The 17,977-nt window shown below is 40.8% G+C and carries 8 protein-coding genes; 1 reads left to right on the forward strand and 7 read right to left on the reverse strand.

What is annotated here, in order from left to right:
* Window positions 1–193 precede the first annotated feature (193 nt).
* The gene (locus J7E57_RS07200) at window positions 194–1,561 is read left to right on the forward strand and encodes a glycoside hydrolase family 43 protein (protein WP_215126524.1); all 1,368 of its coding nucleotides are present in this window, start codon (window positions 194–196) and stop codon (window positions 1,559–1,561) included.
* Window positions 1,562–1,720: 159 nt separating this feature from the next.
* On the opposite strand, the gene J7E57_RS07205 is transcribed toward J7E57_RS07200, so the two are convergent.
* The 7 genes from J7E57_RS07205 to J7E57_RS07235 all read right to left on the reverse strand — a co-directional run bounded on the left by J7E57_RS07205 (window position 1,721) and on the right by J7E57_RS07235 (window position 17,976).
* Window positions 1,721–3,376, reverse strand: a complete 1,656-nt coding sequence (locus J7E57_RS07205; RefSeq protein WP_251029836.1) for a glycoside hydrolase family 43 protein — start codon at window positions 3,374–3,376, stop codon at window positions 1,721–1,723.
* 457 nt (window positions 3,377–3,833) lie between these two features.
* Complete coding sequence (locus J7E57_RS07210; protein WP_215126528.1) at window positions 3,834–7,976, reverse strand: hybrid sensor histidine kinase/response regulator transcription factor; 4,143 nt, start codon at window positions 7,974–7,976, stop codon at window positions 3,834–3,836.
* Between the two features lie 130 nt (window positions 7,977–8,106).
* Window positions 8,107–10,029 (reverse strand): sialate O-acetylesterase, encoded by a 1,923-nt coding sequence (locus J7E57_RS07215; protein ID WP_215126530.1) that lies wholly within the window; start codon window positions 10,027–10,029, stop codon window positions 8,107–8,109.
* A 396-nt stretch (window positions 10,030–10,425) separates the two neighbouring features.
* The gene (locus tag J7E57_RS07220; protein WP_215126532.1) at window positions 10,426–12,111 is read right to left on the reverse strand and encodes an endo-1,4-beta-xylanase; all 1,686 of its coding nucleotides are present in this window, start codon (window positions 12,109–12,111) and stop codon (window positions 10,426–10,428) included.
* A gap of 28 nt (window positions 12,112–12,139) precedes the next feature.
* A complete protein-coding gene (locus J7E57_RS07225; protein WP_215126534.1) occupies window positions 12,140–13,111 on the reverse strand; it encodes a DUF5627 domain-containing protein in 972 nt (323 codons plus the stop codon).
* A 26-nt stretch (window positions 13,112–13,137) separates the two neighbouring features.
* Window positions 13,138–14,898: a RagB/SusD family nutrient uptake outer membrane protein gene (locus tag J7E57_RS07230; RefSeq protein ID WP_215126536.1), complete on the reverse strand. Its 1,761-nt coding sequence runs from the start codon at window positions 14,896–14,898 to the stop codon at window positions 13,138–13,140.
* A gap of 21 nt (window positions 14,899–14,919) precedes the next feature.
* Window positions 14,920–17,976, reverse strand: coding sequence for a SusC/RagA family TonB-linked outer membrane protein (locus J7E57_RS07235; RefSeq protein ID WP_215126538.1), 3,057 nt, complete (start codon window positions 17,974–17,976; stop codon window positions 14,920–14,922).
* Between the last annotated feature and the right edge of the window lies 1 nt (window position 17,977).

Here is a 17,977-nt window from a genome sequence, read left to right on the forward strand (position 1 = left end):
TTAGAAATATGCAGATCAACGAACCGCTTTGTTCAAATCTATGTTACAAATGTTTTTAATTCAATCAATCCCGTTACAGGAAAATAAGCAAACTAACCAAATGTGCTAGTAAAATTGACGAAATAAAGTAGTTGCTGACTAGGGTTCTCAATAATTTAGCGGCATTGATTGAAATTAACCAAATTTATCTTTTATGAACCTTAAATCCATCCTAGCCTTCTGCGCTTTTCTGTTTCTTCTTACAACCACCCAAATCAGCTCCGCCGATGATGTTATAGTCGGTTATCGTCATTTGGCAGACCCTGGCACCCTTGTTTACAATGGAAGAGTTTATCTCTACGCGTCTAATGATGATGAGAACTCCTACGATAAAAATAGCGGATACAAAATGAAATCGATCGTTTGCATTTCGAGCAGCGACATGAAAAACTGGACAGACCATGGTGTGGTATTTGAAGCACCTAGAGATGTAGCCTGGGCAGGCAGAACCTGGGCTCCGGCAGCAATTGCCCGCGACGGCAAAATTTTTCTATACTTCGGAAATGGCGGCAATGGCATCGGCGTAGCAACTTCAAGCAGTCCGATAGGGCCATTTAAAGATCCCATTGGGAAAAAACTCGTTGAAACCGAAACACCAGGTGTACTACCTGCACCCAACATGTGGTTATTTGATCCAATGACCTTTATTGACGATGATGGCCAGGCCTATATGTATTTTGGTGGTAACGGCGAAAGTAATGTTCGGGTAATTAAACTTAACCGGGATATGATCAGCGTAGATGGCCCTGCTACATCTATTACTGCTCCTGCATTTTTCGAGGCTTCGTGGATGCATAAGCGCAATGGGATTTATTATTTCTCCTACTCAACCAACCCGAAAGCGCAGATGCGCATCGACTATATGATGAGTAAAAGCCCTACAACTGGATTTACCTATGGAGGAATTGTTGCCGCGCAACCGCCAAAAAACAATAACAACAACCATCAGGGGATTTTCGAATTTAAAGGACAATGGTACCACGCCTACCACAACAGGGCTGTAGCATACAAATTGGGAATCCCCACAGAATTTAAAAGAAATCTGGCTGTTGAGGTGCTAAATTACAAAGCCGATGGCAGTATCGAACAGGTAACCTACACGGCAGATGGAGTACCACAGGTGGAAGGATTAAATCCCTACATGCGTGTGGAGGCCGAAACGATGAGTGACCAACAAGGTGTTAAAACTGAAACATGCAGCAAAGGTGGTTTAAATGTTACGCATATTAAAAACGGAGACTGGATAAAAGTTAGGGGCGTAGACTTCGGCAAGGGAGCAAAAAAGTTTTCAGCTTCTGTAGCAAGTATTGGAAAGGACAATAAAATTGAACTCCGCTTAGGCAGCCCTGACGGAAAAGTAATCGGAACACTAGCCCTACCAAACACTGGTGATGCGCAGGCCTGGAAAGAAGTGAGCTGCAAAGTTAATGGCGCAACGGGAAAACAAGATCTTTTTATAACCATTAAAGGCGCAGAAAAACCAGAAGTAAATATTGATTTTTGGACATTTTCGGCGAAATAGAATTTCACCCTATTTTTAAGCAAATTAACCTCGCAGGTATTGCACCTGCGAGGTTTTTTTTATGGCTAATCAACCTGGAAAAACTTTTCGCAGGAGGCCTAGAAATATTAATTATTTTTCAATATGCGTCAGGCAATAAGATCAACAGAAATGTATTGTTTATTTTTGCTTGTAAATGGCATCATTGCCACTATAATCTAACCATTTAAAAGACGCTGTACTTTTAGTGTTTTCTCCGGATGAAGTACCATAAAGCGCATAAAGTGAGCCGACAAAACCTCCCGCGGTTTCAGTACTCAAAAACTTCCCATCCACATTATCCTTCAATATTTTCCATTTGCCCGGACTTTCAGCGTACAGAAAATTGTAAAGCCCTCGATTAGCTCCTATTTTAAACTGCAGGGTTTTAGCTTTTACCGGAGCTTCAATAATCAAGTCCATACCCTTAGTAGCTCGGTTTCCTTTGTAAAGCTGAACGACCTGCTTGCCATCTTTTATTGATTTGCAGATGTAATAAAAATTATATTCACCTTGAAAGATAAGCATTCCTGCTTTTTCATTTGGCTGCGATGCCGTAAAGGTCATCTCGGTTGAAGCGCTACCTGTTAAATGCTGCTGTCTTTTACCAATAAATGCCGGATTTCCTAACCCCATGCACGTTTCTGGCAATAACTTCATTGTTAAGCCATTTTCTTTATCTAACTTATACCAGCTGGTATCATTGGTTCTTAGAAACAATAACGATTGATCAAGTTTTTTATCGAATGTAGTTCTGTAAGCAAAGTTTCCACTTTGTGGCGGGGCAGTCTGTTTTACTTCCTTAAAATCAGCAGTATAACTATATTGAACTTCTTTTTGGTCTGGATTAATGATAGGCCAGCCATCTACCCATTTAACCGGTGCGATAAATGTTTCCCTCCCAGTATTATAATGATTGCCTTCATAAGGTCTTACAGCCAGGAAAATGGCATAAGTTTTCCCATCTGGACCATCAACCAATTCTGCATGACCGGTAGAGGTAATCGGGTCTTTACGGTTTGGATCTAAATCGCGTTGTGTCAATATCGGGTTTTTCTCATATGGAACATAAGGTCCGGTGGCTTGCTTACTTCTTAAAATTACCTGTGAGTGATTAACGGAAGTACCTCCTTCGGCAGCACAGAGATAATACCAATCGCCACGTTTAAAAATGTGCGGTCCTTCAATCCAGACCGGTTTTTTGCTGATGTCTACCCCACCATTTACCAGCTGAACTTCTTCACCCACTACTTTTAAACCCACTGGATCAAATTGAAAAGTACGGATGGTTCGGTGCCCTGGATATAGGGACTTATTATCTGGCGCATCGCTGTTATAAACGATATAGGCTTTGTCCTGATCAAAAAAAAGTGACGGGTCAATCCCTCTCACTTGCGGTAACCAAACTGGATCACTCCATGGTCCTTCAGGTTTTTTTGACGTCATTACAAAATTTCCGCGCTTATCGATATTGGTACAGGTCATATAAAATATCCCTTTATAATAATTGATTGAAGGTGCAAAAAGCCCTCTCGAGGTACGATCACCGAAGAAAGTCATTTGTGACGGGCGATCGATCACATTGCCGATCTGTTTCCAATTTTTTAAATCCTTGCTATGGAACACCGGAACCCCTGGAAAGTAGGCGAAGGTTGAATTAACAAGGTAATAATCGCTTCCCACTTTGGTTACACTGGGATCAGGATAAAACCCAGCCATAATCGGGTTTGTAAATTTAATTTGTCCGTACGAATAGCCAGTATAAAGAAGGGCAATCAATAGAAGAAGTTTTTTCATAAAATGCACGTTGGTTATGCTCAAAACTAACATCTACTTCCTTACTGACATGAGCCATTTGTTCAAAAGAAAGCTCCAGATGTTTGTTTTAAAAAAATCAATATGGGTGACAGGGGATTTTATAGCTCACAATATGTCGTCATTGCAATGACAACCTTTCTATGTAAGTCTGTCATCAACCCACCCATGTATTTGAAAAATTCTAACATCTACCATTGACAGACTCCAATAAAATGGTCGTCATCTCGACTGTAGCGCAGTCCCGAACGTTCGGGAGAGAGATCTATCTAGGCAGATTTCTCGACTGCGTTGCACTCCGCTCGAAATGACGATAGCTTGAGGGAGCTATCTCCTCAAGCTTCTATGTCATTTATATTGATTTTTATACAATAAATTACTCCTCAGACTGACATCGCAATTATTTTTATTAAAATTTAAATAAGCTCTTAGATAGCTTTTAAAGCTTCACGCGTTTATCTTTTCGTTTTACATTGATATATTCGGAGGGAAGCATGTTAAACTGCGCTTTAAAAAGCTTCGAAAAATAGCTTGGCGTACCAAAACCAGTCATGTATGCAATCTGTGCAACGTTGTAATCACTTTTCTCCAATAATTCTACTGCCCTTTCCAGTTTTACGGATCTAATGTATTCGATTGGTGTCAGGCCAGTAATTTCGAGCAGTTTGTGGTAGAGAGAACCTCGGCTCATGCCCACATGCCTGCTTAGTTCCTCTACTGAGAGTTCTGGATTGTTAAGCTTTTCGTCAATATACTGGACGATTTTATTCAACAACTTAACTTCGCTAGACTCAATTTCGATTTCTTTAGCCTGTACCTGCACCTGTTTAGAATATGCATTTTTTACCGAGCGATTAAACAACAATAGGTTGTCGATTTTCGCATGGAGAATGTCAAAATTAAAAGGCTTGGTGAGGTAGTCGTTGGCACCGGATTTCAGGCCTTTAACCTGGTCTTCTTCTCCACTGATTGCGGTTAACAGGATAACTGGGATATGACTTGTTCTTTTGTCTGCCTTTATTTTTTGGCTTAGCTCAATGCCATTCATTTCTGGCATGCTGATGTCGGTAACAACTAATTGCGGGTGCCCGGAAAGCGTTTTCTGCCAACCTTCTTTACCATTTGACGCCTCTATAATATGATAAAATGGCTGCAGACTATCTTTTAGGTAAAACCTAAATTCCTCATTGTCTTCAACCAAAAGGATTGTGGGCATCTTGACCTCATTAGTTGCTGGTTCAGTAACGGATTCATCCAGTTCTTCGTTCGTAAAACCATAGGCGGTATCATCAACCTCTTGATCATTTTCTTCATCCACTATCTCAACTGGAATCGAAACCAAAAATGCTGTTCCCTTTCCAAGTTCACTTTTTACGGTAATCTGCCCGCCGTGCAGTTCTACAAACTCTTTTACAATCGACAACCCGATTCCACTGCCTTGATTTAAGATAGAACTCACATTGTTATCCATAAAAAAACGATCGAACACCTTGTCTTTACTTTGATGTGCAATGCCTATTCCGGTGTCTGAAACCTCAATACAAAATACAGGCTTAGTCTGATCGGCAGCGGCTCTTATGAACATATTAAGAGATACTTCCCCACCTTCTTTTGTAAATTTAAATGCATTAGAAAGCAGGTTAAATACAATTCTTTCCATTTTATCCTGATCAAAATGCGTTCTCAGGTTTTTAATATCGCTGTTAATACGAAGAGAAATTTTCTTGCGCTCGGAAAGATCCTGGAATGCTTCTGCAGCTTCACTGATAAAAGTAATGAGATCGGCCTCGTTCAGGTTCAACTTTAGTTCCTGTTCTTCCATTTTTCTAAAATCGAGCAGTTGATTGACCAGATTTAACAGCCTCCGTGCATTTCTACGGATCATCTTTACCTGACCGGCTACAGAAGATTCCTGTTTAACGGCAAGCAACTTATCAACGGGTGCCAAAATCAATGAAATCGGCGTTCTAAACTCATGGCTTAAATTGGTGAGGAATTTGATCTTTTGTATATCCAACGCATGGGCACGTTCGGCATCCCTTCGCTGCTGTAGGATCCTTTGTTCAGCATTGATCTGGGCCTGTTCAATAGCAAGTTGCTGTTTGATGCGCTGAATTCCCCGTCGCCTAATGGCAAACAGGATTGTACCAATTAAGACTGCATAAAAAATATAAGCATAAATAGTTCTCCAGAAGGGCGGTTGTATATGAACAGAAATTGAAGTGATTTTATCACTCCAAACGCCGTCGTTGTTACTTGCCCTTACCTGAAAAATGTAATCTCCGGGGTCCAAATTCGTATAATATGCTGTTTTCTCTTTACCAACTTCATTCCAGCCATCATCCAAACCAACAAGGCGATAGGAATAGTGGTTTTGTTGCGGCGCTGTGTAATTTAACGCTACATAACTAATTGAGAAATTTTGCCCATAGCTCAGTTTAATTTTTTTCGCGAAGCCAATCTGCTCTTCAATAGGTGATTTTTCACCAGGAAGTACAACAGTATTGGCGACCTTTAGTTCGGTAAGCAACACATTTGGAACCACATTATTGGAGGGCAATTCAAGCGGATTAAAATAGTTGAAACCGTCTTGCCCGCCAAAATAAAGCTCGCCATCTGAAGTGCTGATTCCCGAACCCAATATAAAAGGACTGTCTTGCACCCCATTGGGACGTCCAAAGTTTTTTATTTTTTTTGTTTCTGGATCAAGACAACTGATGCCATTATCGGTACTGAACCAAATCAGACCGTCTCTGCCTTCCAATATTTTGTAAACAATAGCATTTGGTAATCCGTTTGTTTCGTTAAAATTGGTAAATTTTCCGGTACGGCGATTGAAAAGATCGAGCCCGGCACCATCAGTTCCGGCCCAAATATTTCCTCTACTATCACATAACAAACTCAATACCACATCATTAGAAAGCCCACTATTTGCTTTTCGGTATACTTTAAATTTGCCGTTGTTGCGTTGAAATACGGCTATTCCCGTTCCGCTGGATGATATCCACATATTTCCATAAGGATCTTCAACAATTGAACGTATAAAACCATTGCTAGGGAGAACCATAGGTGGCGAGGATTGAGTGCCGTACCGGGTAAATGAATTTGTCTTATAATCAAATACATTCACTCCAGTTCCGTTTGTACCAATCCATATCAAGCCCTTGCTATCTTCTTTGATAGCGAAAATTTCGTTTTGATTAAGATCAGTTGCCGATGGTCCGGCTAGGAATTGTTTGTAAGTTTTGGTTTTGGGATTATAGGCAAACAAGCCATGCTGATACGTTCCCACCCAAAGCACGCCCCTGGAATCGAGCATTAGCGTAAGGATGGACAATGGATTTCGCGAAAAATCAATTTTGCTTTTCATGTCGATATGCTCGAACACACCTTTGTCCCGATCGAAAAAATGTAGTCCTCCGCCATCCGTGCCCACAAAGATTTTTTGTTTTGAGAATTCGGCAAAAGAAGTGACAATGGGCGATGAAAGTCCTTTTGGATCAAATGGGCTGCTACGCTTTAGGTTAAACAGTGCTAAATTTGGATCGAACTTATTAACGCCGCCCTGGTAGGTACCTAGCCAAATAATGCCATTATTAGCCATACAAATGCTTCTAACCGACTTATTGCTAAGGCCAAAGGTTTCACGTTTGTTGGGACGAATGTTTGAGAAAACCTCGGTGGCGGTATCGAAAATAGTTACCCCATCTTCGGTTCCTAACCACAATTTGCCTCCTTTTTCCAATCTGGCAGAATAAATAATGTCGTTTGAAAACAACTTATCACCCGATTGCAAAAAGGATTTGAAATGCTTTTCATCATCCAACAACATATTGAGGCCATTGTAGGTACCAAAAAATATCCGCCCCTTTTCATCCTTCACAATAGTTTTAATGAAATTATTAGTAAGGCGCGAAGGGTCATTGGGATGATGGATAAACTTTTCGGTGGCGCCATTGGTTAAATTAAGTGCCAAAAGCCCTAAATTGGTGCCGATCCATATCTTATTGCCGCTACCTTGAAGAAAAGAAAGCACACTGGAACCGTTGCCCATCAATGCACCGATACCTACATTTTTTACCTTAAAAGTTTTGGTATTGATAACCCGGTAGCCGCCAAAAGTGCCTACCCAGATATTTCCGGTTCTATCTTCGTAAAGTGTTAATACATTAAACGGGACGTTACGATTCGGGATGCCTTCACCTACAAATGATTTAAATGTATTTTTCTTAGCATCATAGTAAGCCAAGCCCCCTCCGTTCGTACCTACCCAAAGTCTTCCCTTCCGGTCTTCTAAAAGTGCCGAGATATTGTTAGACGGAATGCTCGTGCTATCACCACTTTTAGTGGTATAAACGGTAAAATTGGTACCATCAAACTTATTCAGCCCATCGCTGGTACCAAACCATACAAGACCATTATGATCCTGCAGGATTGTATTTACAGTATTTGAAGAAAGGCCATTTTTAGTATTGAGGGTAATGAAATTGGGGTTACTTTGCCCCTTTACAATAGTGTACGTCAATAACAATATCCCTAGAAGTGACATTGCGCTTATACCTGATACTCGTTTTAACATCATAACAATAGATTCACGCTTTAGCGATCTGGATTGTGATTGTACTAGTGCAGGGCTTGCTTAGCTCGCCTTTGGTACACTTTGGATTTATATTTGCTTTGTGCGTAAATATAGTTAACACCCCTAATTTAAACTATTTTATTTCAGCTTCGAACGGAGATGCTGGCAAGCCCTCTGCGTTATACAAATTTGCACCGTCGGGATTATCCGCCCAGGCGTATCGAACAGCAACAGGATTGGAAATGCTATCGTTCCAAACAATTACGGTGTTACCTTCAATTTTAGCCTTGGCCCAAATATATTTTTTATCGGCACCTGCAATGGAAAAATGATAAAGTTCGGGTTCACCTTTTGCAATTATTCCACTTCCCATATGATCAAAATTCAAAATCACCTTATTGCCCTGCACTGTTGCTGATCTGTAGATTGGACCTGAGTAAACAATGTTTTTTTCACCATAAATCAGCTTTTGGGCCCACAAAGCCAAACGCTCGCCAATTGTTTTTTTGTTCAGGGGATGAATATCATTCCATTCGCCGGCACCGAGCCCAACAGACATTCCTGTATTTGGCACTTTTAAGGTTTGGAGCTGGCTCTGCCGCAGTTGTGCCCAGTCGCTCTCAACAGGAACATAATCAACCTCCATATAATTGGGTAGTTGTGCAAATAAAAATGGAATATTGCTCAAGCCCCATTTATTTCTCCAATCGTTAATCAGTGCAGGTAGCAGTTTGGCGTATTCTCTTGGCTTGCCTGCATTTGTTTCACCCTGGTACCATAAAAAGCCACTTATACTATAATTGATTGCAGGTGCAACCATAGTATTGTAAAGTCCCGTAGGAGAACTTTGCGCCACAATTGGCTGGATAATTTGTTGCCCTGACTGGGAATAGCTTGTTTTAGGAAATACTTGGTCCACCTGGTAATCCCATTCGCCCCTTAAGTCAATTACTTGTCCGTTGGCCTGTAACGAATAATTTTTGTCAGGCACAAAGCCACCTTTGCCCATTGTATTTGTAACTTTTACTAAAATGATATTTTTACCTGGTTTTAACAGGTTGGCTGGCACATTGTATCTTCTTGGAGGATACTGATAAGTGATATTGCCTACAAAAATGCCATTTACGAAAGTGGAATCTGCATCGATAATACGCCCCATAAAAAGTTTTGCCTGCACGCCTGTCATCCCTGCAGGAACATCAATTTCTTTTTTAAAATATAGGATGCCATTCAGGTTTCTCACGCCCTGATCTGCCCAATAACCTGGCATCCAGAACTTATGCCATGTTTTTGGCACATAGGATGATTGCAAGCTTTTAACTGGCATAGGTAGCCCCTGTTTTTTAAGGTTGTTCATATAAGTGGTATCCCGAAAGTTTTTGATCTGGGCTTCAGCTGCAGGAAAATCCTTAAATGCGTCCATACTCATCCAGGCCTCTATTGGCGTTCCACCCACGCTGGAATTAATGATCCCAATGGGAATTTTGTATTTTTGATAGAGTTTTTTTGCGAAGAAATAAGTAACTCCTCCAAACTCAAGCAATTCTTTACCTGATGCCAACTTCCACTCCCCTTTTGGCAAATCCAGTGATTCTTTGGATACATCAGCCTTTGTGGGTACAAAGAAATTCCTGATCTGCGGAAAATTATCATTATTAACTTCGTCTGGATAATTTTCTTTCAGTCTTTCCATTGCTAACACCATGTTAGATTGGCCTGCACAAAAATATACGTCTCCAATTAAAATATCGGTTAGTGTAATCAAATTCTGTCCTTCAATAGTCATGGTATATGGGCCTCCGGCTTTCATTTTGGGAAGCATAATCAACCACTTCCCATCGCTGCCGGTAATTGTCTTAAACTTTCTATTGTTAAAAGAAAGTTTAACTTTCTCATTTGCATTGGCCCAACCCCAGATCTTTAAATCTGTATTTCGTTGTAGCACCATTCGATTACTGATTAACTGTGGAAGTTTTACCTCTGCTTTTGTTTTTAGGTTAGTGAATAAAACTGTAACGAGCAAAGCGCAAAGCGGAAGATAAGATTTTACGGTCATGCTTATAAAGTCTGGAAAATATGGCAATAGATAATTTTCGGGGAAACGTAGACGCTTACCATCCTTTCCCCAGTTTCATCACAGAAATACATCGTTTAAAGCGTTAATATTTGGTTATTTCTTTTTAAAAAAATTATGCTCATGTAAAACTCCATGCCTGAATAATTTCTACCCGAATATATCATTTACTTTCGAAAAAAACAATCGGTTGCATAACTATATTAAATTTGTTATAATCAGGCTGAAAAAAGAGCCTGGGAAAATGAAATGGTAAATTATGCGGATGGAAGAGGTAGTATAAACTCAATTAGATCTTAGTCAACTTCATTGGTGATTTCCAATAAAAAAGCCAGGAAAACGGTTAACGTCGTTCCTGGCTTTAAGCACATAGTAAATTTATTTATTCTTCAAGCCTTCGGCTGTGCCAACATAGGCAGGTTTTCGAACAAAACCTTCTGTCCACAAGCCAATTGGCTCCCCTGCTCTCCAGCTCGAAGTAGCTGGACTATCCTGAGGTGCCCATATAGTAATTCCATATCGCTGAGCGGCCGGAATAAGCTCAAAGTATTTCTTGATTACATATTTGTACATCTCAGCTTGAGCTGCATATTGCTCGGGTGTTGCCTGTGCAGTTTTTATATTTCCTGCAAAACCCATATCCAATTCTGATATTTTGATAAGTTTACCAGTTGCGGCCAATAATTTGAACATTTCTTCAATCTTGGCTTTATCAGAAGTAGTTACAATGTGCATTTGTGTACCAATACCATCTATTTTTGCGCCTTTGCCTTCCAAATACTTTACGTATTCAATTAATCCTTTGCATTTATCGATGCTATATTCGAGGTTATAATCATTAATAAAATGAATATCAGTCGCATTACCATACTGCCTAGCCAATTGAAATGCCTTTAGCGCATAATCCTTACCCAGGTAATCTTGCCAAAAGAATTCATCAGCCGCAATGGAAGTTCTACCCACAGCAGTTTTAAGCTCAGCTGGCTTTGCATCATCCATTGGCTCGTTTACAACATCCCAGGCTTTAACATAATCTTTTGAAGCGGTAACTATACCTTTAATCCAGGTGTCTAATGCCGTGGTTAAAATGGTCTTTTTCTGCTCGGCAGTTTTTTCTACAATTGTAGTGCCGCCAAGCGGATTGTATTTTTTAAGCGTGATATTATCGAAATAAAAATTTGTTGCTGTTTTACCTAGGTTAAAAGCCAAAGCACCGCTTGTTGCAATGTCTGTAGTAACGGTAATTTCTTTCGTATAGGTTGTCCAGGTTGGTGTTGAAGAAATTGCACCAAAAAAATCATAAAACTTATACGCACCAGGCGTAATATGGGCCTGCGTAGGGTAAGATGCTGCTACATCAGAACGCACATTCATTTTAAGCTCATATTTCTCTCCTACTGCTACCGCTGGAAATTTAAGAAATAATTGCGCATCATAATCGTTGGCCCGCACTGCCGAGTTACTAATTTTCAAAGCCCGTCCTGTGCCGTTAAAACCTTCGCCAGCTGCAGTAAAAGAGGCAACGGCATTGGTATTGGATTGATAAACTGAGGCGTTGTCGGTTTCAAAATCGGCTCCGATGACCAGATCCCAGGTAGGACCACCGCTTGAAGGAGTAACCACCGGAGCAATCAGTCCTTTTAAATATGTTGCATTTTGATTGGCATGCCAGGCGAGTGTATGCCCATAAACTGTAATACCAGCTTTGGACGCTGTCTCCAACAGGTTTTTCACATTGCTTAAAGCCAGGCTTCCGTCAGCTTGTACAACCGCTCCATGTTTCATCTCATAACCCAGCGTAATTTCATCAAAATTACTATTGGTCAATCTATAAATTACGCCTTTGGAGAGATAGGACTGAAGGCTGGTTCCCGCACCAAATTTAAATTTAGGATTTGCTGTTCTATCAATATAGGTTTTTAATGGCTGATAGGCATCGATCTGCTCTTGGGCCGAGAAGCTTGTGGGTTTAGCCACCTGAAAATCGAGTGCCTCGTACTTGTGGCAGGAAGCAAGCAATATTGCCCCCGCCAGACCAAATGCTATTTTGTATAATCGTTTCATTTTCTCAATTTTTTGATTAAATACTTAATTATTTGACTGGCGTAAATGTTTCTGCCTTCACGCCACGATCGCGCATTACCAGGGTATCTACGCTATTCACTGTTCTATCATTCAGATCGATCTGATAGTTCAAATAAAGGGCATCGCGATCCTGGCTGCCCCAGCTGTTTTTCTCTCCCCGTTTAATAAATTTTCCGGTGCCACTCGCTGTAAAGCTGGCATCACCAGCTGCAATTGCACAGTTGCCCGTATTATCAAAAGTTAACAATAAGGTTCGGCTGATACTGGTTCCGCCTGTTACTTTAAATGTGACAGGAAACTCGGCCTGGGTTAGCGAACGTGTGTTTAACTTGTTGATTTCATCATTCTCCACATATTTCATATGGCGAACTACAGTTTGATTGAGCGCGGTGTTACCGCCTTTACCCACAATCACATCCTTTCCTCTGCGGAGATAAAAACCCTGCCAGGTATTGATATACTTTACGGCATACAAAGTATATTTTTTTTCGGGCAAGATCATTTTGTTCTGATCAACACTGGTCATCGTTAAAGGGATCACATAAGTGGTATTGATAGCCAATGGGTCTGCGAAAAAAGCATCGGTTAGCTGTACATCTACTCCACCTACTAAACTTCCTTTTGGGATGACAATTTTGTTAGCTGCAAGTGTATAATAATTAGCCGGCATAGGCCTTACGATACCGCTGTAGGGCGATGGAAAGGATAATCCCTGAGTTAGCGCGTTATCCACACTGATGCCAATGCTAATATCTTCCTTATTTGAGTAAACTCCACCAACCGTACCCATAATCTGAAATCTATGTTGGTTATCAAGTGAAGTATCAAAAATATCTTCGCCCATGGTGATGGTCCGAATCGGCCCTTGATAGGCAAAATAAACGGTTTGCGCATCATTATCTGGAAATGCCCATTCTTCGTTTTTGCAAGCGCCAAGTGTTAAGACGAGCGCAAGTAAAATATATACTTTATTTTTCATGATGTTATTTGTTATAGTGATGAATATTACCATCCCGTGTTTTGTTGCAAAGCATTATACTTTAGCGTTTCGCTGTAAGGAATTGGTCCAAACCTCATATACTCCTGATAGCTTCTTGCTTCTACATTGATTTCCTGATAGGTGCCTTGCGAGATACTCACTCCTTTCACTGGTTCGGTTAACGCTGCGTTCCATCTGCGAAGATCCCAGAAACGAAATCCTTCAAAAGCCAATTCTAACCTACGCTCATTCCTAATCAATGTTCTCATGGCATCTTTATCTGTTTTAATCGATTCGAGGTAAGCATCACCATTTGCAGTTCCTACGCCGGCCCTGGCACGAATAGCTTTAATGATATCATAAGCAGAATAGGGATTGCCGCCGTTTGCTGTAGGCCCCCATGCCTCATTCGCTGCCTCTGCATAGATCAGGAATATTTCGGTATAGCGGATATGTGGCCTATAGTGTTTCTGATTATTTACAGTTGGTGTACGACTAACATCCTGCCTTAACAGTTTTTTCATGTAGTAACCAGTTCTTGTAGAGACTTCTTTTCTATTCAATCCGTCATCATTCGTTGCCACATCTGTTGTGGTATTGATTACTTTGTTTGTCGGCCCGATCGTATTTCCATTGTACACTATAAATTTTGCTAAACGCGGATCTCTACCTGTAAATGGAGTGGAAGGATTATATCCGCTCTGTGGTGTACTGGCAATTGGATAACCGTTTTGCATCGGGAAAGCATTAACCAGATTTTGAGTTGGGTTTATGCGGCCTTGTCCAGACAGGGTTGGCGGATAGTTAGCAGCTTCTAAATCACTATTTGATCCAACATTTGTACGCCAAAGCACTTCTCGGGGACTAGCGCCAGAAGCCAATGCATCAATTTCTGCTTTGTTATCATACCAGGTAACACCATTAGGATCTAGGTTGGCCAACCAGTTATTAAGTGAAAGTACCTGTGCTGCGTAGGTGGCGGCATCGGCCCATGTGGTAGAATTGCCTGTGCTGAAAGCCGGACTTGCACCCATTAGTGCTACGCGGGCACGAATGGCTTTAGAAATACGGCCTGTCATGCGCTGATTAAAAAACTTACCGAAAACGCGGTTATAGGTCTCTACATTAATTCCGACATATTTTGTCGGGATCTGGCTGGTGCTATTGATATCAGCATAGTCTAAAGGAAGCAATTGTTCTGCTTTATCCAAATCACCATAAATCTGTTTAATACAGGCATCAAATGTGGCCCTTGGCTGGTTAAAGTTAGAAGCCGGTGTTTCGGGTTCGAGTACAATAGGGAAACCATATAAATTACCCCCTACTTTTCCGGCATGCGCTTGTAGCATATACGACATTAAGTAGGCTCTCAAAGCATATGCTTCACCTTTTTGCCTGTCGTTAAACATCCTGCTCAACACCGGGTCTTTAGAATCCCAAAGCACCTTGTCTGTCTCTGCCAAAAATAAGTTGATATACTGTATACCTGCTCTTGCATTGGTCCATTGATCTAATGGATTAAATGCAGCCGACCATTGCCCGGTGGCAATTTTCCTAAAATTATTATTGATATCATTACTTACTGCATCATCTGTAGCTACATCGTTAAAAGACCAGCCATTTGATGGAAGCCTTGTGTAACCATTTAGCAATAACCCATGGGCAAGTGCGGGTTCGGTATAGATGTTCTCAAAATCTCCATTATTTTGTGGAGCGGGGTCGGTAAACTTTTTACAGCCCGAGAGCATCACAACGACAACTATAAATCGTATTAATATTCTGTTCATCTTTTCTAATCTAATATTCAATTAAAACATTGCCTTTACGCCTAGGTTATATAACCTTGTTTGTGGGGCACCCCCTAAATTCAGCTCAAGTATTTCTCTTTCCTTCGCTATTGTTAAAAGATTAAATCCTGCCACATACAGCCCCAGTTCTTTCAACACTTTACTTTTGAACAATTTATCGGAAACTGTGTAGGAGATCTGAACTTTAGATAAATCAAACCGATCTGTGCTGTACAACCAGAAATCAGACACTCTGAAATTATTGTCGCCATTTAAAGTGGTAAGCCGCGGAAAGGTTGCCGTATTTTTTGTTTGAGGCGTCCATCTGTCGCGCACCACTGCCGAATACTTATCGCTTCCGTTAACCCAAAAATAGTTATCGCTTTTCATGGCACTTCCACCGAAGCGACCTGTACCTAAAACAAATAGGGTAAGATTTTTCCATTTGGCAGTTATATTCAATCCTGCTGTAAACGGAGCACCGAACCATCCACCGCGACCAAGATATACCTGATCCTTATCGTCAATGATTTTGTCACCGTTCTGATCAATATATTTGATATCGCCAGGAGCCAATGCTGATCCAAATGCTGGTTTTGCACTACTAATTCCATCGGCCGCTGCCACTTCACTGGCATCCATGTAAAAACCATTGCTTTTTAATCCCCAGATCGCATCGAGCGGTTTGCCGGCGCGGTATTGATAGCTATTTTCGTAAGTTAACAGATCGGCACGTTTAGTTGCTTTGGTTGTATAATATGTTCCTGATGCTCCAAAAGTCCAGTCAATAGCTCCTATGCGTTTATTAAAATTTAAGTAAAAATCTAAACCGGTACGCTGATCACTATTATAATTGCTGTAAGGAACAAAAGAAGAACTCGGAAATCCGGTAGTGAAATAGTTTGGATAAAGAACATTAATCTGACCGATAATCCCAGTGATGTTATTTCTAAAAACATTTGCTCCGAAATTAAACTGATTTTTGAACATTCCGCCTTTTATCCCGATACTGATTTCTTTCCTTTTAGCAAAAGTTAAATCCATGTTGGATCCACGGCGCGAATCTGTAGACTGTGTACCTGTACCATCATTCCAACCATACCAGTTACCTCCTGTGCCTGTATAAATGCTCTCATAGGCAAAATACTCATCAAAATCAAGATCGGTATTTAAAATACCTGCTGATGCGGTTAGTGTTAAGTCGTTAATGAACGAAACTTTTTTCAAAAATGGCTCTTCGCTAAGGCGCCATCCAATAGAAGCTGCAGGAGAGAGTGCAATCCTGTTTCCTGGTGGCATTTTTGGCGAGCGCACCACTGCTCCGGTAATTTCGGCAAAATACTTATTGCTGAAATCATAATTTAACTGCAATCCTAAATTAGAATTTGTTGTTGGCTGGTAGATTTCAGATTGGGATTGACGATATGCCGCAGCCAGCAATACTGCTGAGATATGATGATTATTACGAATTGTAGTATTGTAGTTAAATTGACCAGACAACGAAATGGTCTGTCTATAATAACTATCTGCAATGTTCTGAACTCCGGTTTTAGTATCTTCTCCCCAGCGCGTTAAGCTTCCAATCATCGTTGTACCAGAGTAGGTTGTCCAATTAGGCTGGTAAGTTGCATATCCGTTTCGATAACCCTGATTGTAACTGTTCAGGTAATCAACCCCCATAGTGGTACTAAAGGTAAGTCCATTCAAAATTCCTTTCAGATCAGCATCAATACCAGTGGTAAACTGAAACTGGCGTTGTACAAACTTATTATTACCACCTGCATAAATGGCCGCAAAGGGATTGGTTTGATCTAATTGGGTACCACCAAGAATGTATTGTCCATCAATAATTGTAGCGTTTTTAATCATCGCTTTGCTCACCTCATCGCTCTGTTCCAATAAATTAATTGGTATTAAGGGGGTAAATAAATGGGGGCGCAATGTTGCAGCGTTAGCCCAGTAATTCGTATTTACTCCGCCTCCGCTGGCAAACACAGCGCTTGCGTCGACCCGGGCTTTTAGTGCTTTGGTTAGCTGCATATCAACATTTCCGCGGATGTTAAAGCGTTCTGTTGTATTATTTTCTTTTGCTTCGCCGAAATTAAGCAGCGAACCTGTAGATGCAAACCCAACATTGGTGTAATAACGGGCACGATCATTCCCTCCTGAAATTTCTGCAACGCCATCATAGCGTGAAAAACTATTTTTGAGGTATTCTGAAGCGTAATAATCTACACTTGGATAACGATAAGGGTTAACGCCAGAGTGATTATAAATAGTTTCTGGGGTATAAGCCGCTGCCAAACCATCATTTGATAAAGCCTCATTGTACAGGGTCATGTACTCTGAAGAGCCCAGATATTGAGCGAATCTTTTTGGTGTATTTAATCCGATATTGGAACGAACGTTTATTTTTTGCTTAGTGGCCGTACCCCTTTTTGTGGTGATCAAGATTACTCCTTTTGCACCGCGGCTGCCATATAGGGCAACGGCCGAAGCACTCTTGAGAAAAGTGATCTCCTCAATTTCATTTGGTGTAACACTGTTCACATCCCTCGGAACCCCATCAATCAATATAAACGAGCTATTCATACCCCAAAGGTTGTTGTTATTAAGATTGTTGCCACTAAAGCCCGGAGCAAAAGCCTCCATCCCGTCCAATCCATAAGTTATAAAGTTTTTCTCAAAGAGCTGTGCCAGGTTAACGCTTGAAACGCCAGCAGGAAGATTACTTTCGGTGGCATTTTTAAAACCCACATTTATTAGTCTATCCTCTTTAGTTAAGGTAATCTGCTTTAGGTTGGCTAATGCGATTACTGGCAAGGTTTTATAACCTTTAGCATTTACCGTAAATGTGCTATTCTCCTCTATCGATAGAGAGAATTCACCTGCCTGGTTTGCTATGGTGAGCACGTCGTTTCCTTCAACAGTTATGGATGCCCCTTTTATAGGATTTCCATTGATATCCCGAACAACAGCTTTTATAGGTATCTTAACGGCGTCCTGACCTTTGATTACACCAACAAACAGTGTAAAAAAGACACACAGCGCCAATGCATTTCTTAAAAATTTCATCATT

The sequence above is a fragment of the Pedobacter sp. ISL-64 genome (genome assembly GCF_018613605.1).
In the GTDB taxonomy this organism is placed as follows: domain Bacteria; phylum Bacteroidota; class Bacteroidia; order Sphingobacteriales; family Sphingobacteriaceae; genus Pedobacter.